The organism is Streptomyces sp. NBRC 110028, assembly GCF_001417735.1.
GTDB lineage: Bacteria > Actinomycetota > Actinomycetes > Streptomycetales > Streptomycetaceae > Streptomyces.
In genome coordinates this window covers 71,166-85,495 of the sequence record NZ_BBUZ01000031.1, presented here as the reverse complement: position 1 = coordinate 85,495, position 14,330 = coordinate 71,166, and the positions used below count along the sequence as shown (strand labels likewise).

The window sequence follows — 14,330 nt, the reverse complement described above, 5'->3', positions numbered from 1 at the left end:
TGAGCACGGGGGAAACACCTCGACCGCCCGGCCCGTGGCCGGATGTTCCACCGCTGACCCGCAACGCTGTCAGTGGCGGGCCTTAGCGTCCCAGCCATGACACGAACGGCACAGACCTACGCCTATCTCCGCCCCTCCGCCGTGCGCTCCACGGCGGAGGGGCGCAGCCTCGGCCTGGAGACCTCCGGCGGCAGCACCCCCGCCGGCGGGGAAGCCCATCCGCGCTTCTTCCGCGGCTTCCTGACCCACCCCCAGGCAGCCGCCGCCGGACTGCTGTGCGTCGCGGACGTCGCCGCAGCCCGCTACTACCAGCCGCTGCCCCCGTTCTCGCTCGACCCGGTCGTCACCGGGAACGGGGACCGGCTGAGGTTCGAGTCGTTCTCCGGCTGCTGCGGGGTGTACGCGCGCCTCGACATGCTGGGCGACGCCCTCGACGGCGACGACATCGGTCACGGCACCACCAACGTCGACGTGAACATCCCGCTCCGGGACGCCCTCACCCGGGTGGGCGCGGCCGATCCGCTGCGCCTGGAGGTCGGGCCCGACGAGCTGACCGTCACCACCTTCGACGGGCCGGTGGTGGAGAAGAAGGTGCCGCTGCCCGGCCGCTGGCTGCGCGGCTTCGCCGAGACGCAGGTCGTCGCCTCCGGATTCGACCTGCGGGCCGAACTCCCCGCGGCCGAGGCGGTGCGCTTCCTCCGCTCCCTGCCCCGCCCCGGTGCCCACCGGGGCGCGTCGCGCGGAGCGCGCTGGGTCGTCCCCGCGGGCCGTTCGCTGCGCGCCACCACCCGGCCGGTGCCCGGCGCGGTCTGCCTGCCGGGGCCGGAGCGGCTGACCGCGCTGACCCGGGTGCTGCGCCACGCCACGGGCCTGCGGATCCACGGCCCGGCCGTCACGGCGGGCAGCGGCCCGGTGGCCGGCGCGTGGGAGATCGGGCTCCCGGGGATGCGCCTCACCCTCACCCTGTCCCCGGACGCCGCGCGGGGCTTCTCCGGCGAGGGCGGCGTCCTCGACGCCCTGGCGTCGGACGAGTCCGCCGAGGACGCCGACCTGGTGTCCGTCCTGCTCGCCTGGGACCCGGCCGTCGACATCGCCGACCTGGCCGCACAGTCCGGGCTCACCCCGCGGCGGGTACGGGCGGCGCTCACCCGCCTCGGCACGGCCGGGCGCATCGGCTACGACACGGCGGAGGCCGCGTACTTCCATCGGGAACTGCCGTACGACACCGGGCGGGCCGAGCGCGACAACCCCCGGCTGCGGGCCGCCCGCGCCCTCGTCGAGGCGGGCGCGGTGCGCCTCGACGGCGCCCTCGCCACCGTCACCGTCGACGACCACATCCACCGGGTCAGATCCGCCGGAGGGCGGCTGAGCTGCACCTGCCGCTGGTGGGCCGAATACCGCGGCGGCCGCGGCCCGTGCAAGCACGCCCTCGCCGTCCGCATCGCCCGCCGCACGGCCGCGCCCCGTACGGCCGGCACCGTCCAGGACCCGGCCCTCACCCCCGACGGAGCCACCCGATGAGCGACGCCACCCAGGACACGTACGACACCGCGTACGCCATCCCCGACGGGGCCACCGAGGGCGTGCGCGGGCTGCTGCACGCGGTGCGCGAGGGCCGCGCCGATGACGTCCCCGAGCTGGTCGGCGCGCTCACCGGCGCCGAGCGGCGGAGGTGTCTGCCGGTGCTCAAGGCGTGGCGCAAGGAGACGCGGGACGACCTCGCCCGGCGCAGCGAGCGGCACCTGGCCGTGCTCCGGGCGCTGCTGCCCGCCGGGGCCGGATGCTGCACGGGTGCGGCGGCCGCGGCCGGATGGCTCGTGGGCAGCGGACTGTGGCAGGGCGACCGCGATCTCTCGCTGGTGCTCGAAGCGATGGGCGGCCGTGACCCCGCGTGGCTGGGCGAGGTGGCGCGACGGCTGGCGGACCGCCGTACGGCGGAGGAGGACTATCCGCTGATCGCGGGGCTGGTGTCGGCCGCGGGCTGCGAGCCGCCCACGACGGACGGCTTCGTCCTCGGCTGGCTGCGCGGCATCCCGGCCCGTGGCATGACGATCGAGGAACGGCTCCGGGACGACCCGTTCCTCACGGCGGTCGTCCCCCGGCTCTTCGAAGTGCCCGGGGTCGGCTCGGACTTCCCGTACCACCGGCCGGACGACCCCGGTTGGGCCGCCGCCCTCGCCGGGCTCGCCCGGGAGGGGCTGCTCAGCCGGGAGACCCTGGTCGAGGGCTGTCTGTCGCGGCTGCTGCGCGGTGGCCGGCCCGGTGTGCTGACGGGCTTCCTCGCCCTGCTGACCGCCCTGGACCTGACCGCGGACGAGCGGACGGCGCACACCCTCACCTGGGTGCGGATGCTGCCCGACGGCCATCCCCTGGTCGCGTCCCTGGCCCAGGAGACGCTGGCCGGCCTCGACGCGGCGGGCCGCCTGGAGACCGAGCACCTGATCGAGGCGTCCGGGGCCGCCCTGTTCCGGCCCGAGAAGAAGATCGTGCGCGCCCAGCTGGCCATGCTCGACAAGGCGATGAGGCGCGATCGCTCCCTCACGGACCAGCTGCTGCCGGTGGCCGCCGAAACCTTCGGGCACGAGGAGCACAGCCTCCAGGACAAGGCCCTCGCCCTGGTCGTCCGCCACCGGCGGCACGCGGGTGCCGCCGCCCTCGCCGAGGTCGCGGCGCGCGCCCGGCAACTCCCCTCCGACCTGCGTGTCCGTGCGGCCGAGGCGCTCGGGGACGCCGTGGCCGCCGAGGCGGCAGACCCGCCCGTCGCGGAGGGCGACGTCCTGCCGCCCGTGCCCGGCCCCGAGCGCCTGGACCCCGCACCGCTCGGCCTCGCCGAGCTGGCCGAGGAGGTCGGCGCGCTGCTGCGCGGTGGCGGCACCCCGGCGCAGGAGGAGCGGGCGCTGAACAGTCTCGTGGCGCACGCCCACGGCGACCGGGCGGGCCTGCGCACCGCGCTGGGCCCGGTGGTGGCGCAGCGCCGGGACTTCGTCACGTGGGGGAGCGGCCACGCCTTCGCGCAGGCGCTCGAAGCCGTCGTCACGTCCGTCATGGGGACGGCCACCGAGGAGGACCTGCGCACCCTCCGCTTCCGGTCCGGGGAGCACCAGTGCCCGCACACGGCGATCTGGTCCGTCTGCCTCAGCCGCGCGGCCGAGATCGGGGAGCGGCTGGACAGCGGTGACCCGTTGCCGTTCCTGCTGGCCACGCCCACCTGGTCGACGGGGGCCATCGATCCGGCGGAGCTGGTGGCCCGGCTCGCCGCGTACGAGCGCTCCGGCACCGAGCCCGGCCGGGCGGACCTCGAACTGGCCCTGCTGCGGCTCGACCGGGAGGTGCCGCCCGGGGTGCGGGCGGCGGCGGCCGGGCTGACCTCCCCGGCGGGGCGGCGGCTGGCCGCCTGGCTCACCTCCGGCGGCCTGCCCGATCCCGTCGTCTCCCGGGAGACCGAGCCGCTCAGGCTCCGCAGCCCCCGCCCCGGTGTGCTCGTGCGCACCGAGGCCCTTCCCGGGCACGAGGATCTTCCCGAGCCGTTCCGCTCCCTGCTGGCCGCGCACGATCCCCTCGGCAGCCCCTGCGTGTGCGGGCACGGCGGGGAGTGTTCCCCGCGGGCTCTGGCCCTCCTGCCCCGGCACCGGGAGATCATCGCGGCGCGGATGCTGTCGGCCTTCGCGGTCCTGGCCGAGTTCGACCAGCTCGGCGAGGTCGTGCCGGTGCTGCCCGCGCTGGCCGAGTCGGGCGGTCCGGCCGGGCCCGCGACCCATCTGCTCGTGGCGTACGGGCTGGGGGCGCGGCGCTTCGACGAGCGGATGTTCGCGGTGGACGCGATGCTCGTGCTCGCCGCTCGCGGACAACTCGACGCGGAACGGCTCGGCCGGGACATCGCCGAGCTGACCGGTCTGCGCCGGCTCAAGCCGAAGCGGTTCGGGGAGGCGCTGCGGGAGGCGGCGCGCACCGGCGCGTACGCCACGGTGTGGGCGGTGCTGTCGGGCACGTTCCCCGGATTCCTGGCGGGCGAGTCGGCACAGGGCGCCGCCGCCGTCCTCACGCTGGCGGCGGAGTGCGCGGAGCGGTCCGGCGCCCGAGGGGCGATACCCGAGGTCGACGAGCTGGCGGCCCGCCCGGGCTCGTCCCAGACGGTCAAGCAGGCGCGGCGGATGAGGGCGGCGCTGCGGGGGGACGCGTAGGAGGGGCGCGGGGGCGCGGAAACGCAGATGGCCAGGGGGAGGGCGGCAGACGCCCTCCCCCTGGCCACCCACGGTCAAGAGGACCGGTGGCTCACCGCACCGGCGTGAAGTCCCGTGCCCCGATGAATTCGGGCCGCCGCACCGGCGCCGCGAACGGCTCCACCGCCGTGTTCTCCACGCTGTTGAACACGATGAAGACGTTGCTGCGCGAGTAGGGCGTGATGTTGTCACCCGAGCCGTGCATGCAGTTGCAGTCGAACCAGGTCGCCGAACCGGCCTTGCCGGTGAACAGCTTGATGCCGTGCTTGTCGGCGAAGCCGGCCAGCGCCTCGTCGGACGGAGTGCCCGCGTCCTGCATCTGCAGCGACTTCTTGTAGTTGTCCTTCGGCGTCTCACCCGCACAACCGAGGAACGTACGGTGCGACCCCGGCATGATCATGAGGCTGCCGTTGGTGTCGAAGTTCTCGGTGAGCGCGATCGAGACCGACACGGTCCGCATGTTCGGCAGGCCGTCCTCGGCGTGCCAGGTCTCGAAGTCCGAGTGCCAGTAGAAGCCCGAGGCCCCGAAACCCGGCTTGACGTTGATCCGGCTCTGGTGGACGTAGACGTCCGAACCGAGGATCTGCCGTGCGCGGCCCACCACTCGCGGGTCGCGCACCAGGTTCGCGAAGACCTCGCTGATCCGGTGCACCTCGAACACCGACCGTACGTCCTTCGACTTCGGCTCGATGATCGAGCGCTCGTCGGCGCGCACGTCCGGGTCGACGATCAGCCGGTCCAGCTCGGCGCGGTAGACCGCGACCTCGTCCGGAGTGATGAGCTGATCGATCGCCAGAAAGCCATCGCGATCGAAATCGCTCAGCTCGGACGGCTGCATCGGACCCTCGGCCCCGGGCTCGGACCACACGACGGGGTCCACGCGGGGCGTGGCCACCTCGATGGTTCCGCGGGTCGGGTACAGGTCAGTGACCGTGGTCATCGGATCATGCCTCCTCGGTCTCGGTGATCAGGGGGTAAACCCCGTTCTCATCATGGTCCTCCCGTCCGGTGATCGGCGGGTTGAAGACGCAAACGCATCGGAAGTCCTTTTTGATGCGCATGGTGTGCTTCTCGTGTCCATCCAGCAGATACATGGTGCCGGGCGTGATGGTGTGCTTCTCACCGTTCTCGTCGTTGGTGAGCTCGGCCTCCCCCTCGACGCAGAGGACCGCTTCGATGTGGTTGGCGTACCACATGGACGTCTCGGTGCCCGCGTAGAGCGTGGTCTCGTGCAGGGAGAAGCCGACCTTCTCCCGTGCGAGCACGATGCGCTTGCTCTCCCAGGTACCCGATTTGGCCTTTACATGCCTCTCGGTGCCCTCGATGTCCTTGAAGGATCGGACGATCACGGTGAGTCGCTGCCTTTCTGTTATTACGTTACGTAGGGTGTTCAGGCGGTTTCGCGAACCGCCCGGGCGAGGATCCGCAGACCCTCGTCCAGCTCTTCGGGCGTCATCGTCAGCGCGGGCAGCAGCTTGACGACCTCGCTCTCCGGACCGGAGGTCTCGACCAGCAGGCCCAGTTCGAAGGCGCGCTTGCAGACGGCCGAGGCGCGCGGCTTGTCCTCGAACTCCATGCCCCACACCAGGCCGCGGCCGCGGAAGGAGGTGCCGGAGTTCTCCTCGCAGATGGCGCGCAGGCCCTGCTCGACCTGCTCGCCGCGGGCCAGCGTCTGCTTCTCCATCTGGCCGTCGGCCCAGTAGGTGTCCAGGGTCGCGGCGGCGGTCACGAACGCGGGGTTGTTGCCGCGGAACGTGCCGTTGTGCTCACCCGGCTCCCAGATGTCCAGCTCCGGCTTGAAGAGGGTGAGCGCCAGCGGCAGGCCGTAACCGCTGATCGACTTGGAGACCGTGACGATGTCCGGGGTGATGCCCGCCTCCTCGAAGGAGAAGAAGGCACCGGTGCGGCCGCAGCCCATCTGGATGTCGTCGACGATCAGCAGCATGTCCTGGCGCTCGCACAGATCGGCCAGGGCGCGCAGCCACTCGGCGCGCGCGACGTTGATGCCGCCCTCGCCCTGCACGGTCTCGACGATCACGGCGGCGGGCTTGTTGAGGCCGGAGCCCTGGTCCTCGAGCAGCCGCTCGAACCACAGGAAGTCCTCGACCGCGCCGTCGAAGTAGTTGTCGAACGGCATCGGGGTGCCGTGGACCAGCGGGATGCCCGCGCCGGCCCGCTTGAAGGCGTTGCCGGTGACGGCGAGCGAACCCAGCGACATGCCGTGGAAGGCGTTGGTGAACGAGACGATCGACTCGCGCCCCTTGACCTTACGGGCCAGCTTCAGCGCGGCCTCGACCGCGTTGGTGCCCGTCGGGCCCGGGAACATGACCTTGTACGGCAGGTCGCGCGGGCGCAGGATGTTGTTCTGGAACGACTCCAGGAACGCGCGCTTGGCCGTGGTCGACATGTCCAGACCGTGCGTGACGCCGTCACGCTCGATGTAGTCGATCAGCGCCCGTTTCAGGACCGGGTTGTTGTGGCCGTAGTTGAGCGACCCGGCTCCGGCGAAGAAGTCGAGGTAGGTGTGGCCGTCCTCGTCGTACATGTGGCTGCCCTGCGCGCGGTCGAAGACAGCAGGCCAACCGCGGCAGTAGCTGCGCACCTCCGACTCCAGGGCCTCGAAGACGCTCAGGGCGGGCGGGGTGATGGTCACAGCATTCTCCTGGGAGATGAGTGCGAGGGGTGAGGGGGTGAAGGGCGTACGCCCTCGGGGTACAGGGGGTCGGGGGCGGGAATCGGGGATGACCTCAGGGGATCCGGGGCTCAGCCACGGTCCGCGAGCGGGCCGATGCGGTAGAGCACCTCGGGCTCGTGTCCTCCGTCGGGGAACAGGCCGCCGTCGAAGAGCACCTCGCGCTCGACGGGCGCCCCGTGCCGCTCCGCGAAGGACGTGAACAGCCGGTTCGACGCGGTGTTGTCCGGGGTGATCGTGGTCTCGATGCCCCGGATGCCCGTCGCGGTGACGCGGGCGGTCAGCCCGTCCAGCAGCGTGGCGGCCAGTCCGCGGCCGCGCCACGCCTGGTCGACGGCGACCTGCCAGACCACCAGGGTCTCGGGCCGGTCGGGGCGGACGTAGCCGGTGATGAAGCCGACCGGTCCACCCTCGGCGTCGCGCGCCACCACGGAGGTCGCCGCGAAGTCGCGGCACCACAGGAGGTAGCTGTAGGAGGAGTTGAGGTCCAGAGTCTTGGAGTCGCGGGCGATTCGCCAGATCGCGGCTCCATCCTCGACGCGTGGTGTGTCGAGGGTCAGCCCCTCTGGCAAATCAAATTCGCTACGGGCACCTACTCGGTCTGCTTGTGCGGCGGTCATGCAAATTCAATTTACCCAGCGCGATCTAAAAATGCATCGAGGAGAGGGGTTACGTAGAGGGGGGTCGATGTGGTATCACGCGAGGGCGCGCATGCGCGCGTCGGATCGCTGAAAAGCGGTGATTTGAGGGGGAGTTAGTGGGGTGAAACGGACTGGGTGTGGAGTGTGTCACATATGTGTAACGGGCTCGTGATGCCGCCGAATTACCGTGTCCTGGGCCACTAAAAAAAGTGCGTTTAGAGATCGGAAGCCGGGGAAGACGAGATGGGAAGAGGTGCTTGGAAAACGCCCCGAATTTATCTTACGGCCTTCCCGAATTCATTCCGGCGGGTCTTCGGGGGCTTACCGGCGAAAGTCGCCGCGGACGGCGAATGCCCCGGACGGGCCGTGGCCGGTGGCGGAGTAACCGTCCCGTCCGGCGTCCCGGCTGCCCTCGGTGTGGTTGTACTGCCCCGCGAAGACGTAGCGGCCCGCCGGTACCGTAGCCCCCTTCCGGAGCGTCCAGCGGAAGACCAGCACCCCGTCCTCGGAGCGCACCGAGGTGGCCAGGCCGCCCGTGTGCACGGTGCTGAAGGAGCCGGTGGTGCGCACCCCGCCGTTCTCCGCGACCCGCAGCTCCACCGTCAGCGACGTCAGCGGCTTGCTCGTCGTGAGCGTGATGTCACTCTGCGCCCAGTACGGGTTGGAATGGGGGTTGACCGCCCCCTGCGAGCGCACCGCCGGATCGGCGAGATGGTTTGGACCGACCGTCGTGGGAAAGGCGCTCGGCGTGTGCCGACCAGCCTCGTCCCCCGCGCCGCCGCCCGGCCGCTTCGTCGTGTCGCCGCCCCGGCCCGCGGGTGGCCCGGCCGGTTCGCTCGACGTCCGTACCGTCTGCGGCCCGTCGGCGGTGTCGGTGGTCACCACCGCGATCCCGGCGGCGGCCACCGCCGCGGCCAGCCCCGCCGCCGGGCCCACCACCCGGGCCCACTGCCGGCCCGGGGCGCGCCGGAGCCGGAGCCGGAGCCGTCGCCGCTCGTCCGCGGCCATGCCCGCGGTGACCCGGGCCAGCATCCGGGACCGGTCCGGCTGGTGCGCCTCGGCGGCCTCGCGCAGTTCGGCGGCGACATCGCGCCGGTCGTCGCGATGGTCGATCATCAACCGTTCCCTCCTGGGTGCCCGGCGTGACCCACGCGGCCGGGGCGGAGCCCCCGCACCGTTTCCTGTGCCGACGGCGCCGCCGGCCGGGCCTGCGCCCGCGTCCCCGCCGCGGGCCGCTCGGGGTCGTCGTCCGGAGGGCCGAGCAGCCGCTCCAGCTCGGCGATGCCACGGGAGGTCTGGCTCTTGACCGTGCCCACCGAGATGCCGAGGGTGCGGGCCGTGTCCCGCTCCGACAGGTCGAAGGCGTGCCGCAGCACCACACACGCCCGCTTCCGGAACGGCAGCCTCACCAGCGCGGCCTGCACATCCACCATGGCGGACACATCCGGATCGTCCACCCGGTCCGAGCGCTCCGAGGAGAACAGCGCCACCCGCCGCCGCTCGCGCACCAGGCTGCGGATCCGGGACCGGGCCAGGTTGGCCACCACGCCCCGGGCGTACGCGGCCGGATGCTCGGCGAGCCGCACCCGGTCCCACCGGTGCCAGACCGCGACCAGCGCGTCGGCCGTCAGGTCGTCCGCCCCGTCGGAACTGCCCAGCAGCAGATGGGCGAGGCGGGCCAGCTCGGCATGGTGCCGCTCGAAGAACTCCCGGAACTCCGCCTGCGCGTCGGCCGTCCGCACCCCGGCCGTCCGTAAGTCCGCTGCCCGTAGGTCCGCTGGCGGTAAGTCGGCGGCCGCGTCTGCCGGGCCATCGGTAGGAGCGCTCACGCGGGCCTCCTCACTGTCCCTCGTCCGGTGGGTTGCGTGAGCGTAGCAGCGCTCCCTGTGTTGTACGAGGGGAGCTCTATCGCTTCCCGGGAATTGGCCGGTCAGCACCCCGGCGCCGTCTCGTACAGTGCGTGATATGAGGGAGAGCGCGGTGCTGCACATCACGGGGCGGATCCTGGTCGGCCCGGAGGACGGGGACGCCGGGGGCGGCCAAGACGGACTGCGGGACGAACTGTGGGTGATCGACGGAAAGATCACCTTCGACCGGCCGGCCGGGGCGCGGGACGTATCGAGGCTGGACGGCTGGGTCCTGCCCGGGCTCGTCGACGCCCACTGCCACGTCGGCCTGGACGCCCACGGCGCGGTGGACGACGCGACGAGCGAGAAGCAGGCCCTCACCGAACGCGACGCCGGGGCGCTGCTGCTGCGCGACGCCGGATCGCCGTCCGACACCCGCTGGGTCGACGACCGCGAGGACCTGCCCCGCATCATCCGGGCGGGCCGTCACATCGCCCGCACCAAGCGCTACATCCGCAACTACGCGCACGAGATCGAACCGGAGGACCTGGTCGCCTACGTGGCGGCCGAGGCGCGCCGCGGCGACGGCTGGGTCAAGCTCGTCGGCGACTGGATCGACCGGGACAGCGGCGACCTCGCCGCCTGCTGGCCGCGCGGAGCGGTCGAGGCGGCCATCGCCGAGGCCCACCGGCTCGGGGCGCGGGTCACGGCGCACTGCTTCGCCGAAGAGACCCTGGCCCCGCTGGTCGAGGCCGGGATCGACTGCGTCGAGCACGCGACCGGGCTGACCGAGGACACCATTCCGCTGTTCGCCGAGCGGGGCGTCGCCATCGTCCCGACCCTCGTCAACATCGCCACCTTCCCGACGCTCGCGGACAGCGGCGAGGCCAAGTTCCCGCGCTGGGCCGACCACATGCGGCGGCTGCACGCGCGGCGCTACGACACGGTGCGCGCCGCCTGGGACGCGGGCATCCCCGTCTACACCGGCACCGACGCGGGCGGTTCGCTCGCGCACGGGCTGGTCGGCCAGGAGGTCGCCGAGCTGGTCAAGGCGGGCATCCCGGTGCGGGACGCGCTGTCGGCGGCCACCTGGGGCGCCCGGGCCTGGCTGGGACGGCCCGGGATCACCGAGGGCGCCCCCGCCGACCTCGTGGTGTACGACGCCGATCCGCGGACCGACGTACGGGTGCTGACGGCGCCGCGCCGGGTGGTGCTGCGGGGCCGGGTGTTCTGAGCGGGGTCCAGGGGGCCTGGGGACACGAGGCGGTCGAACGCTTCGGCGAACAACACCCTTTGGGATGAACGGTCTTCATGTGTCTGCCTGTTTACCCTCGGTGCGCAAATATGGCGTCGTCGAGGCCGTCGGCGCCCGTGGAGTCCCCCGCGGCAGGCGCCGGCGGCTCCATGTCTCCTGTGGGGGTCAACTCACGTGTCCTTTTCACGCAATACCTTCTTCGGCATGCCCGCCCGCCGTCTGGTGGCGGTCTCCGGCGTCTGCGCCGTCTCCGTCCTGGGCGTCCTGCCCGCGGCCACGGCGCAGGCCCGGACCGGCAACACCGCCGGCAAGGCCAGCGCGGCCGTGCTCCGTACCGACCTGAGCGTCTCGCTCCTCAACAAGACCGTCACCGCACCGCTGGTGACCTCGCTGAACGAGGTCCAGGCGCCCCGGACCGCCAGCAAGACCGCGCTCAGCGCTACCGTGGCGGGTGTCAACGGCGACCGCCCCTTCAGCGTGCTGCGCGCCGACGTGGCCACGGCCCGCGCCGCCACGGACGCGGCCCGGTCCGAGGGCTACTCCAACCTCGTCAACGCCAAGGTGAACGTGCCCGGGCTGCTCTCGGTGCCGCTCATCACGGTCGAGCAGGTCACCTCGAAGGCCGTGTGCGCGGCCGGGAAGAAGCCGACCGCCGACTCCAACGTGCTGGGCACGGTCAGTGTGCTCGGCAAGAAGGCCACCCTGACCGCGGGCGCCTCCACCAAGGTCGACGTGCCCTCGCTCGGTCAGGTGAGCCTGGATCTGTCGCGCACGGCGACCACCTCGCGGACCGCGGCGGCCACCGCGCTCGCGCTGAAGGTCTCGGTGAACCCGCTCAAGCTCAACGTCTCCGAGGTCGAGGGCCAGGTCACCCTGGCCCACGCGACCTGTGAGGCGCCCGGCGTCCCGGCCAAGCCGGAGAAGCCGCAGGTCGGCAACCAGACCAAGTCGGAGCCCAAGCCGGAGCACCTCGCCGAGACCGGCGGCAGCTCGGCCACCCCGTACCTGGTGTCAGGCGGCGCCGTGCTGCTCGCCGCCGGTGGCGGCGCGGTGATCCTGGCCCGCCGTCGGCGGGCCGCCGGAACGCGCGGTGATGCGTAAGGCACCACCCCACCCAGCAGCCGGTGCCGGAGGCCGACCCACCCCGGCCCCCGGCACCGGCCAGGGCCTGCCCGGCGCGGCTCACCCCGCCCGGGCAGGCCCCCCAAGGGGCCTTCCGGGGCCCGTGGCGAGGCTCAGCCGTCCTGCAGGGCCTTGGCCAGGGCGATGACCAGGCGGTCGGTCGTATCGCGGTCGCGGACGGCCAGCCGCAGCCAGTCCGGGCCCAGCCCCGGGAAGGTGTCCCCGCGGCGCACCGCGAAGCCGAGGTCGCGCAGGCGGGCCCGTATCGCCGCCGCGTCCGGCAGCCGGACCAGCAGGAACGGACCGGCCGCCGGGCCGCACACCCGCAGCCCGGCCTCGCCGAACTCGCCCAGCCGGCCGGCCAGATAGGCGCGGTCGGCGGCGGTCCGCTCGGCGGCCCGCGCCGCCTCGGCCAGCGCGGCGGGCGCACAGCACGCCTCCGCCGCCGCCAGGGCCGGGGCGGACACCGGCCACAGCGGCTGTACCCGCTCCAGCCCGGCGACGATCCCGGGGTCCGCGAGCACGTATCCGATACGCAGCCCCGCGAGCCCCCAGGTCTTGGTGAGGCTGCGCAGCACGACCAGCCCCGGCACATCGGTGCGGGAGGCGAGCGACGCGGGTTCGCCCGGCACGGCGTCCATGAACGCCTCGTCCACCACCAGCGTCCGCCCGGGCCGGGCCAGTTCGGCGAGGGCGGCGGCCGGGTGCAGCACGGAGGTGGGGTTGGTGGGATTGCCGACGACCACCAGATCGGCGTCGTCCGGCACCGCCGCCGCATCCAGCCGGAAGCCGTCCCGCTCGTCGAGCAGCACCCGCTCCACCGGATGCCCGGCGTCCCGCAGCGCGGCCTCCGGCTCGGTGAACTGCGGATGCACCACCACCGGGCGCCGCGCCGGAAGGGCGCGGGCGATCAGCACGAACGCCTCCGCGGCCCCCGCCGTCAGCAGCACCCGCCCCTCCGGCACCCCATGGCACGCGGCCACCGCGGCGCGCGCCGCCCGCCCGTCCGGGTAGGCGGCCAGCCCGTCGAGGGACGCGGCGATACGGTCCTTGAGCCAGCGCGGCGGCGTACCGGCCCGGACGTTGACCGCGAGATCCGTCAGCCCGGCCTCGGCGCCCCGCACCTCCGCGTCCCCGTGATGCCGCAGATCGAACCCGGGGACCGCACCACCGGCAGGTGTGTCAGCGGACATCGGCGTGGAGGTCCGGATGGGCGTGGGCATGAGCCGCCTCGTCGTCGAGCCGCGCCCGCTCGGTCACCCCGGCCACCTCCTCGTAGCGCTCCATGACCAGCTCCGCCAACTCCACGGTCGGGCCCATGACATCGGCGGACACCACCTCGGCCTCCGGATGCGCGAGCGCCCAGCCCTCCGCCTGCTGCCGCACCCGCTCCAGCGCGTCCCCGCCGAACAGGAAATACGGCAGCACGACGATCCGCCGCGCCCCGAGCCGCACACAGCGGTCCAGACCCGAGGGCACGTCCGGCGCGGCGAGCGAGGCGAAGGCCGTCTCGACGCCCGCGAAACCACGGCCCTCCCACAGCAGCCGGGCGGCCCGGTGCACCTCGGCGTTGCCCTCCGGCAGCGGCGACCCGTCGCCCACCAGCAGCACCGTCGTCTGCGCCCGGTCCGAGGGGGAGCGCCGCCCGCCGCCCAGCGCCTCGTCCAGCCGCTGCTCCAGCACCCGCAGCAGCCGGGGGTCCGGGCCCAGCGGGCGGCCGAAGACGAACGAGGCGTCCGCGTGCCGCTCCGCCTCCTGGGCCAGCGCGGCGGCGACGCCCTCTCTGGGGTGCTCCACCGGGCTCAGGCTGAGGGGCACGACGGCGAAACGCGTCACCCCCTCTCCGACGAGCCGGGCCACCGCGTCGGCCAGCGGGGGAGCGTCCGGCCTGGTGAGGCCGCCCGCCACGGGCAGGTCGGGGTGGCGCGCGCCCAACTCCCGTACGAAGTCCTGGAAGGCGCCGGCGCGCCTTGCGTCTCGGGTGCCGATGCCTGCGATGAGCAGCGCGGGCGGGGTGGTCACGAGGTCTCCTTGGTGCAGATGAAGCGGGTCTCACGGGAGCGAATGGCAGTCTCGCCCCGCGACGTTACTGAGCGCCGTCGGGACACGCCACAGCAGGTCTTCTGCCGTTTCGCGGGCCACGGCGGGCGATCGCACAGGTGGCCCTCGACGGCCTGCCGGCGCCCGGCTCCGACGTCCGCTTGGCGACGAGCAGTTCGCCTCCCGGCCCGGCGGCCAGCAGCGCGGCCGCCTCGGCCACACTGGGCGTCCCCATAGCGGTGAGCGCCGCCGTGGACGGATTCGTTACCTCGACGGCGGCCAGCATCCACGCTCCGTACCCACGCAGCGGCACCCCGAACCGCTCGGCGGCGGCCAGCAGCCCCGGCTCACCGGCCTTGGCCTGGACGGTCGCCAACTCGGCGACGCCGCCGGGCGCGAGGCCCGCCCCGGCGAGGGCCGCCGCCACCAGACCGGTCACCTCGTCCACGGACACCCCTCGCCGCGCACCGACGCCGATGACCAGATCCGGCTTCCGCGGCTGGTCCACCCTCA

Annotated in this window: 13 protein-coding genes; 4 read left to right on the top strand and 9 right to left on the bottom strand. The window is 73.3% G+C overall.

Annotation, left to right across the window (positions count from 1 at the left end; translation table 11 throughout):
- The first annotated feature begins 96 nt into the window (after positions 1 to 96).
- Positions 97 to 1,521: an SWIM zinc finger family protein gene (locus tag ASC60_RS23525; protein WP_055554135.1), complete on the top strand. Its 1,425-nt coding sequence runs from the start codon at positions 97 to 99 to the stop codon at positions 1,519 to 1,521.
- A complete protein-coding gene (locus ASC60_RS23520) occupies positions 1,518 to 4,181 on the top strand; it encodes a DUF6493 family protein (RefSeq protein ID WP_055554134.1) in 2,664 nt (887 codons plus the stop codon). The genes ASC60_RS23525 and ASC60_RS23520 overlap by 4 nt, the downstream gene beginning before the upstream one ends.
- Positions 4,182 to 4,272: 91 nt before the next feature.
- On the opposite strand, the gene thpD is transcribed toward ASC60_RS23520, so the two are convergent.
- From thpD to ASC60_RS23490, 6 genes are all read right to left on the bottom strand, one after another.
- A complete protein-coding gene (thpD, locus tag ASC60_RS23515) occupies positions 4,273 to 5,160 on the bottom strand; it encodes an ectoine hydroxylase (RefSeq protein WP_055554133.1) in 888 nt (295 codons plus the stop codon).
- A gap of 4 nt (positions 5,161 to 5,164) precedes the next feature.
- Positions 5,165 to 5,569, bottom strand: a complete 405-nt coding sequence (locus tag ASC60_RS23510) for an ectoine synthase (RefSeq protein ID WP_055554132.1) — start codon at positions 5,567 to 5,569, stop codon at positions 5,165 to 5,167.
- 41 nt (positions 5,570 to 5,610) lie between these two features.
- Positions 5,611 to 6,873, bottom strand: coding sequence for a diaminobutyrate--2-oxoglutarate transaminase (gene ectB, locus ASC60_RS23505; RefSeq protein WP_055554131.1), 1,263 nt, complete (start codon positions 6,871 to 6,873; stop codon positions 5,611 to 5,613).
- Positions 6,874 to 6,983: 110 nt separating this feature from the next.
- The gene (ectA, locus tag ASC60_RS23500; protein ID WP_079038567.1) at positions 6,984 to 7,532 is read right to left on the bottom strand and encodes a diaminobutyrate acetyltransferase; all 549 of its coding nucleotides are present in this window, start codon (positions 7,530 to 7,532) and stop codon (positions 6,984 to 6,986) included.
- Positions 7,533 to 7,874: 342 nt separating this feature from the next.
- On the bottom strand, positions 7,875 to 8,669 hold the full coding sequence (locus ASC60_RS40935; RefSeq protein ID WP_055554128.1) for a hypothetical protein: 795 nt from the start codon (positions 8,667 to 8,669) through the stop codon (positions 7,875 to 7,877).
- Positions 8,669 to 9,295, bottom strand: coding sequence for a SigE family RNA polymerase sigma factor (locus tag ASC60_RS23490; RefSeq protein WP_055554126.1), 627 nt, complete (start codon positions 9,293 to 9,295; stop codon positions 8,669 to 8,671). Before ASC60_RS23490 ends, ASC60_RS40935 begins: the two co-directional genes overlap by 1 nt.
- Before the next feature lie 223 nt (positions 9,296 to 9,518).
- On the opposite strand from ASC60_RS23490, the gene ASC60_RS23485 reads away from it, so the two are divergent.
- Together ASC60_RS23485 and ASC60_RS23480 are read left to right on the top strand one after the other, a co-directional pair.
- Entirely contained in the window at positions 9,519 to 10,634 is a 1,116-nt protein-coding gene (locus ASC60_RS23485; protein WP_199831030.1) for an amidohydrolase family protein, read from the top strand.
- Positions 10,635 to 10,859: 225 nt separating this feature from the next.
- Entirely contained in the window at positions 10,860 to 11,756 is an 897-nt protein-coding gene (locus ASC60_RS23480) for an SCO1860 family LAETG-anchored protein (RefSeq protein WP_055554122.1), read from the top strand.
- 134 nt (positions 11,757 to 11,890) lie between these two features.
- On the opposite strand, the gene cobC is transcribed toward ASC60_RS23480, so the two are convergent.
- From cobC to ASC60_RS23465, 3 genes are all read right to left on the bottom strand, one after another.
- The gene (gene cobC / locus ASC60_RS23475; protein ID WP_055554419.1) at positions 11,891 to 12,970 is read right to left on the bottom strand and encodes an Rv2231c family pyridoxal phosphate-dependent protein CobC; all 1,080 of its coding nucleotides are present in this window, start codon (positions 12,968 to 12,970) and stop codon (positions 11,891 to 11,893) included.
- Entirely contained in the window at positions 12,960 to 13,799 is an 840-nt protein-coding gene (locus ASC60_RS23470) for a sirohydrochlorin chelatase (protein WP_055554120.1), read from the bottom strand. The genes cobC and ASC60_RS23470 overlap by 11 nt, the downstream gene beginning before the upstream one ends.
- Positions 13,800 to 13,863: 64 nt before the next feature.
- Positions 13,864 to 14,325: a cobalamin biosynthesis protein gene (locus ASC60_RS23465; RefSeq protein WP_107097151.1), complete on the bottom strand. Its 462-nt coding sequence runs from the start codon at positions 14,323 to 14,325 to the stop codon at positions 13,864 to 13,866.
- Positions 14,326 to 14,330 lie beyond the last annotated feature (5 nt).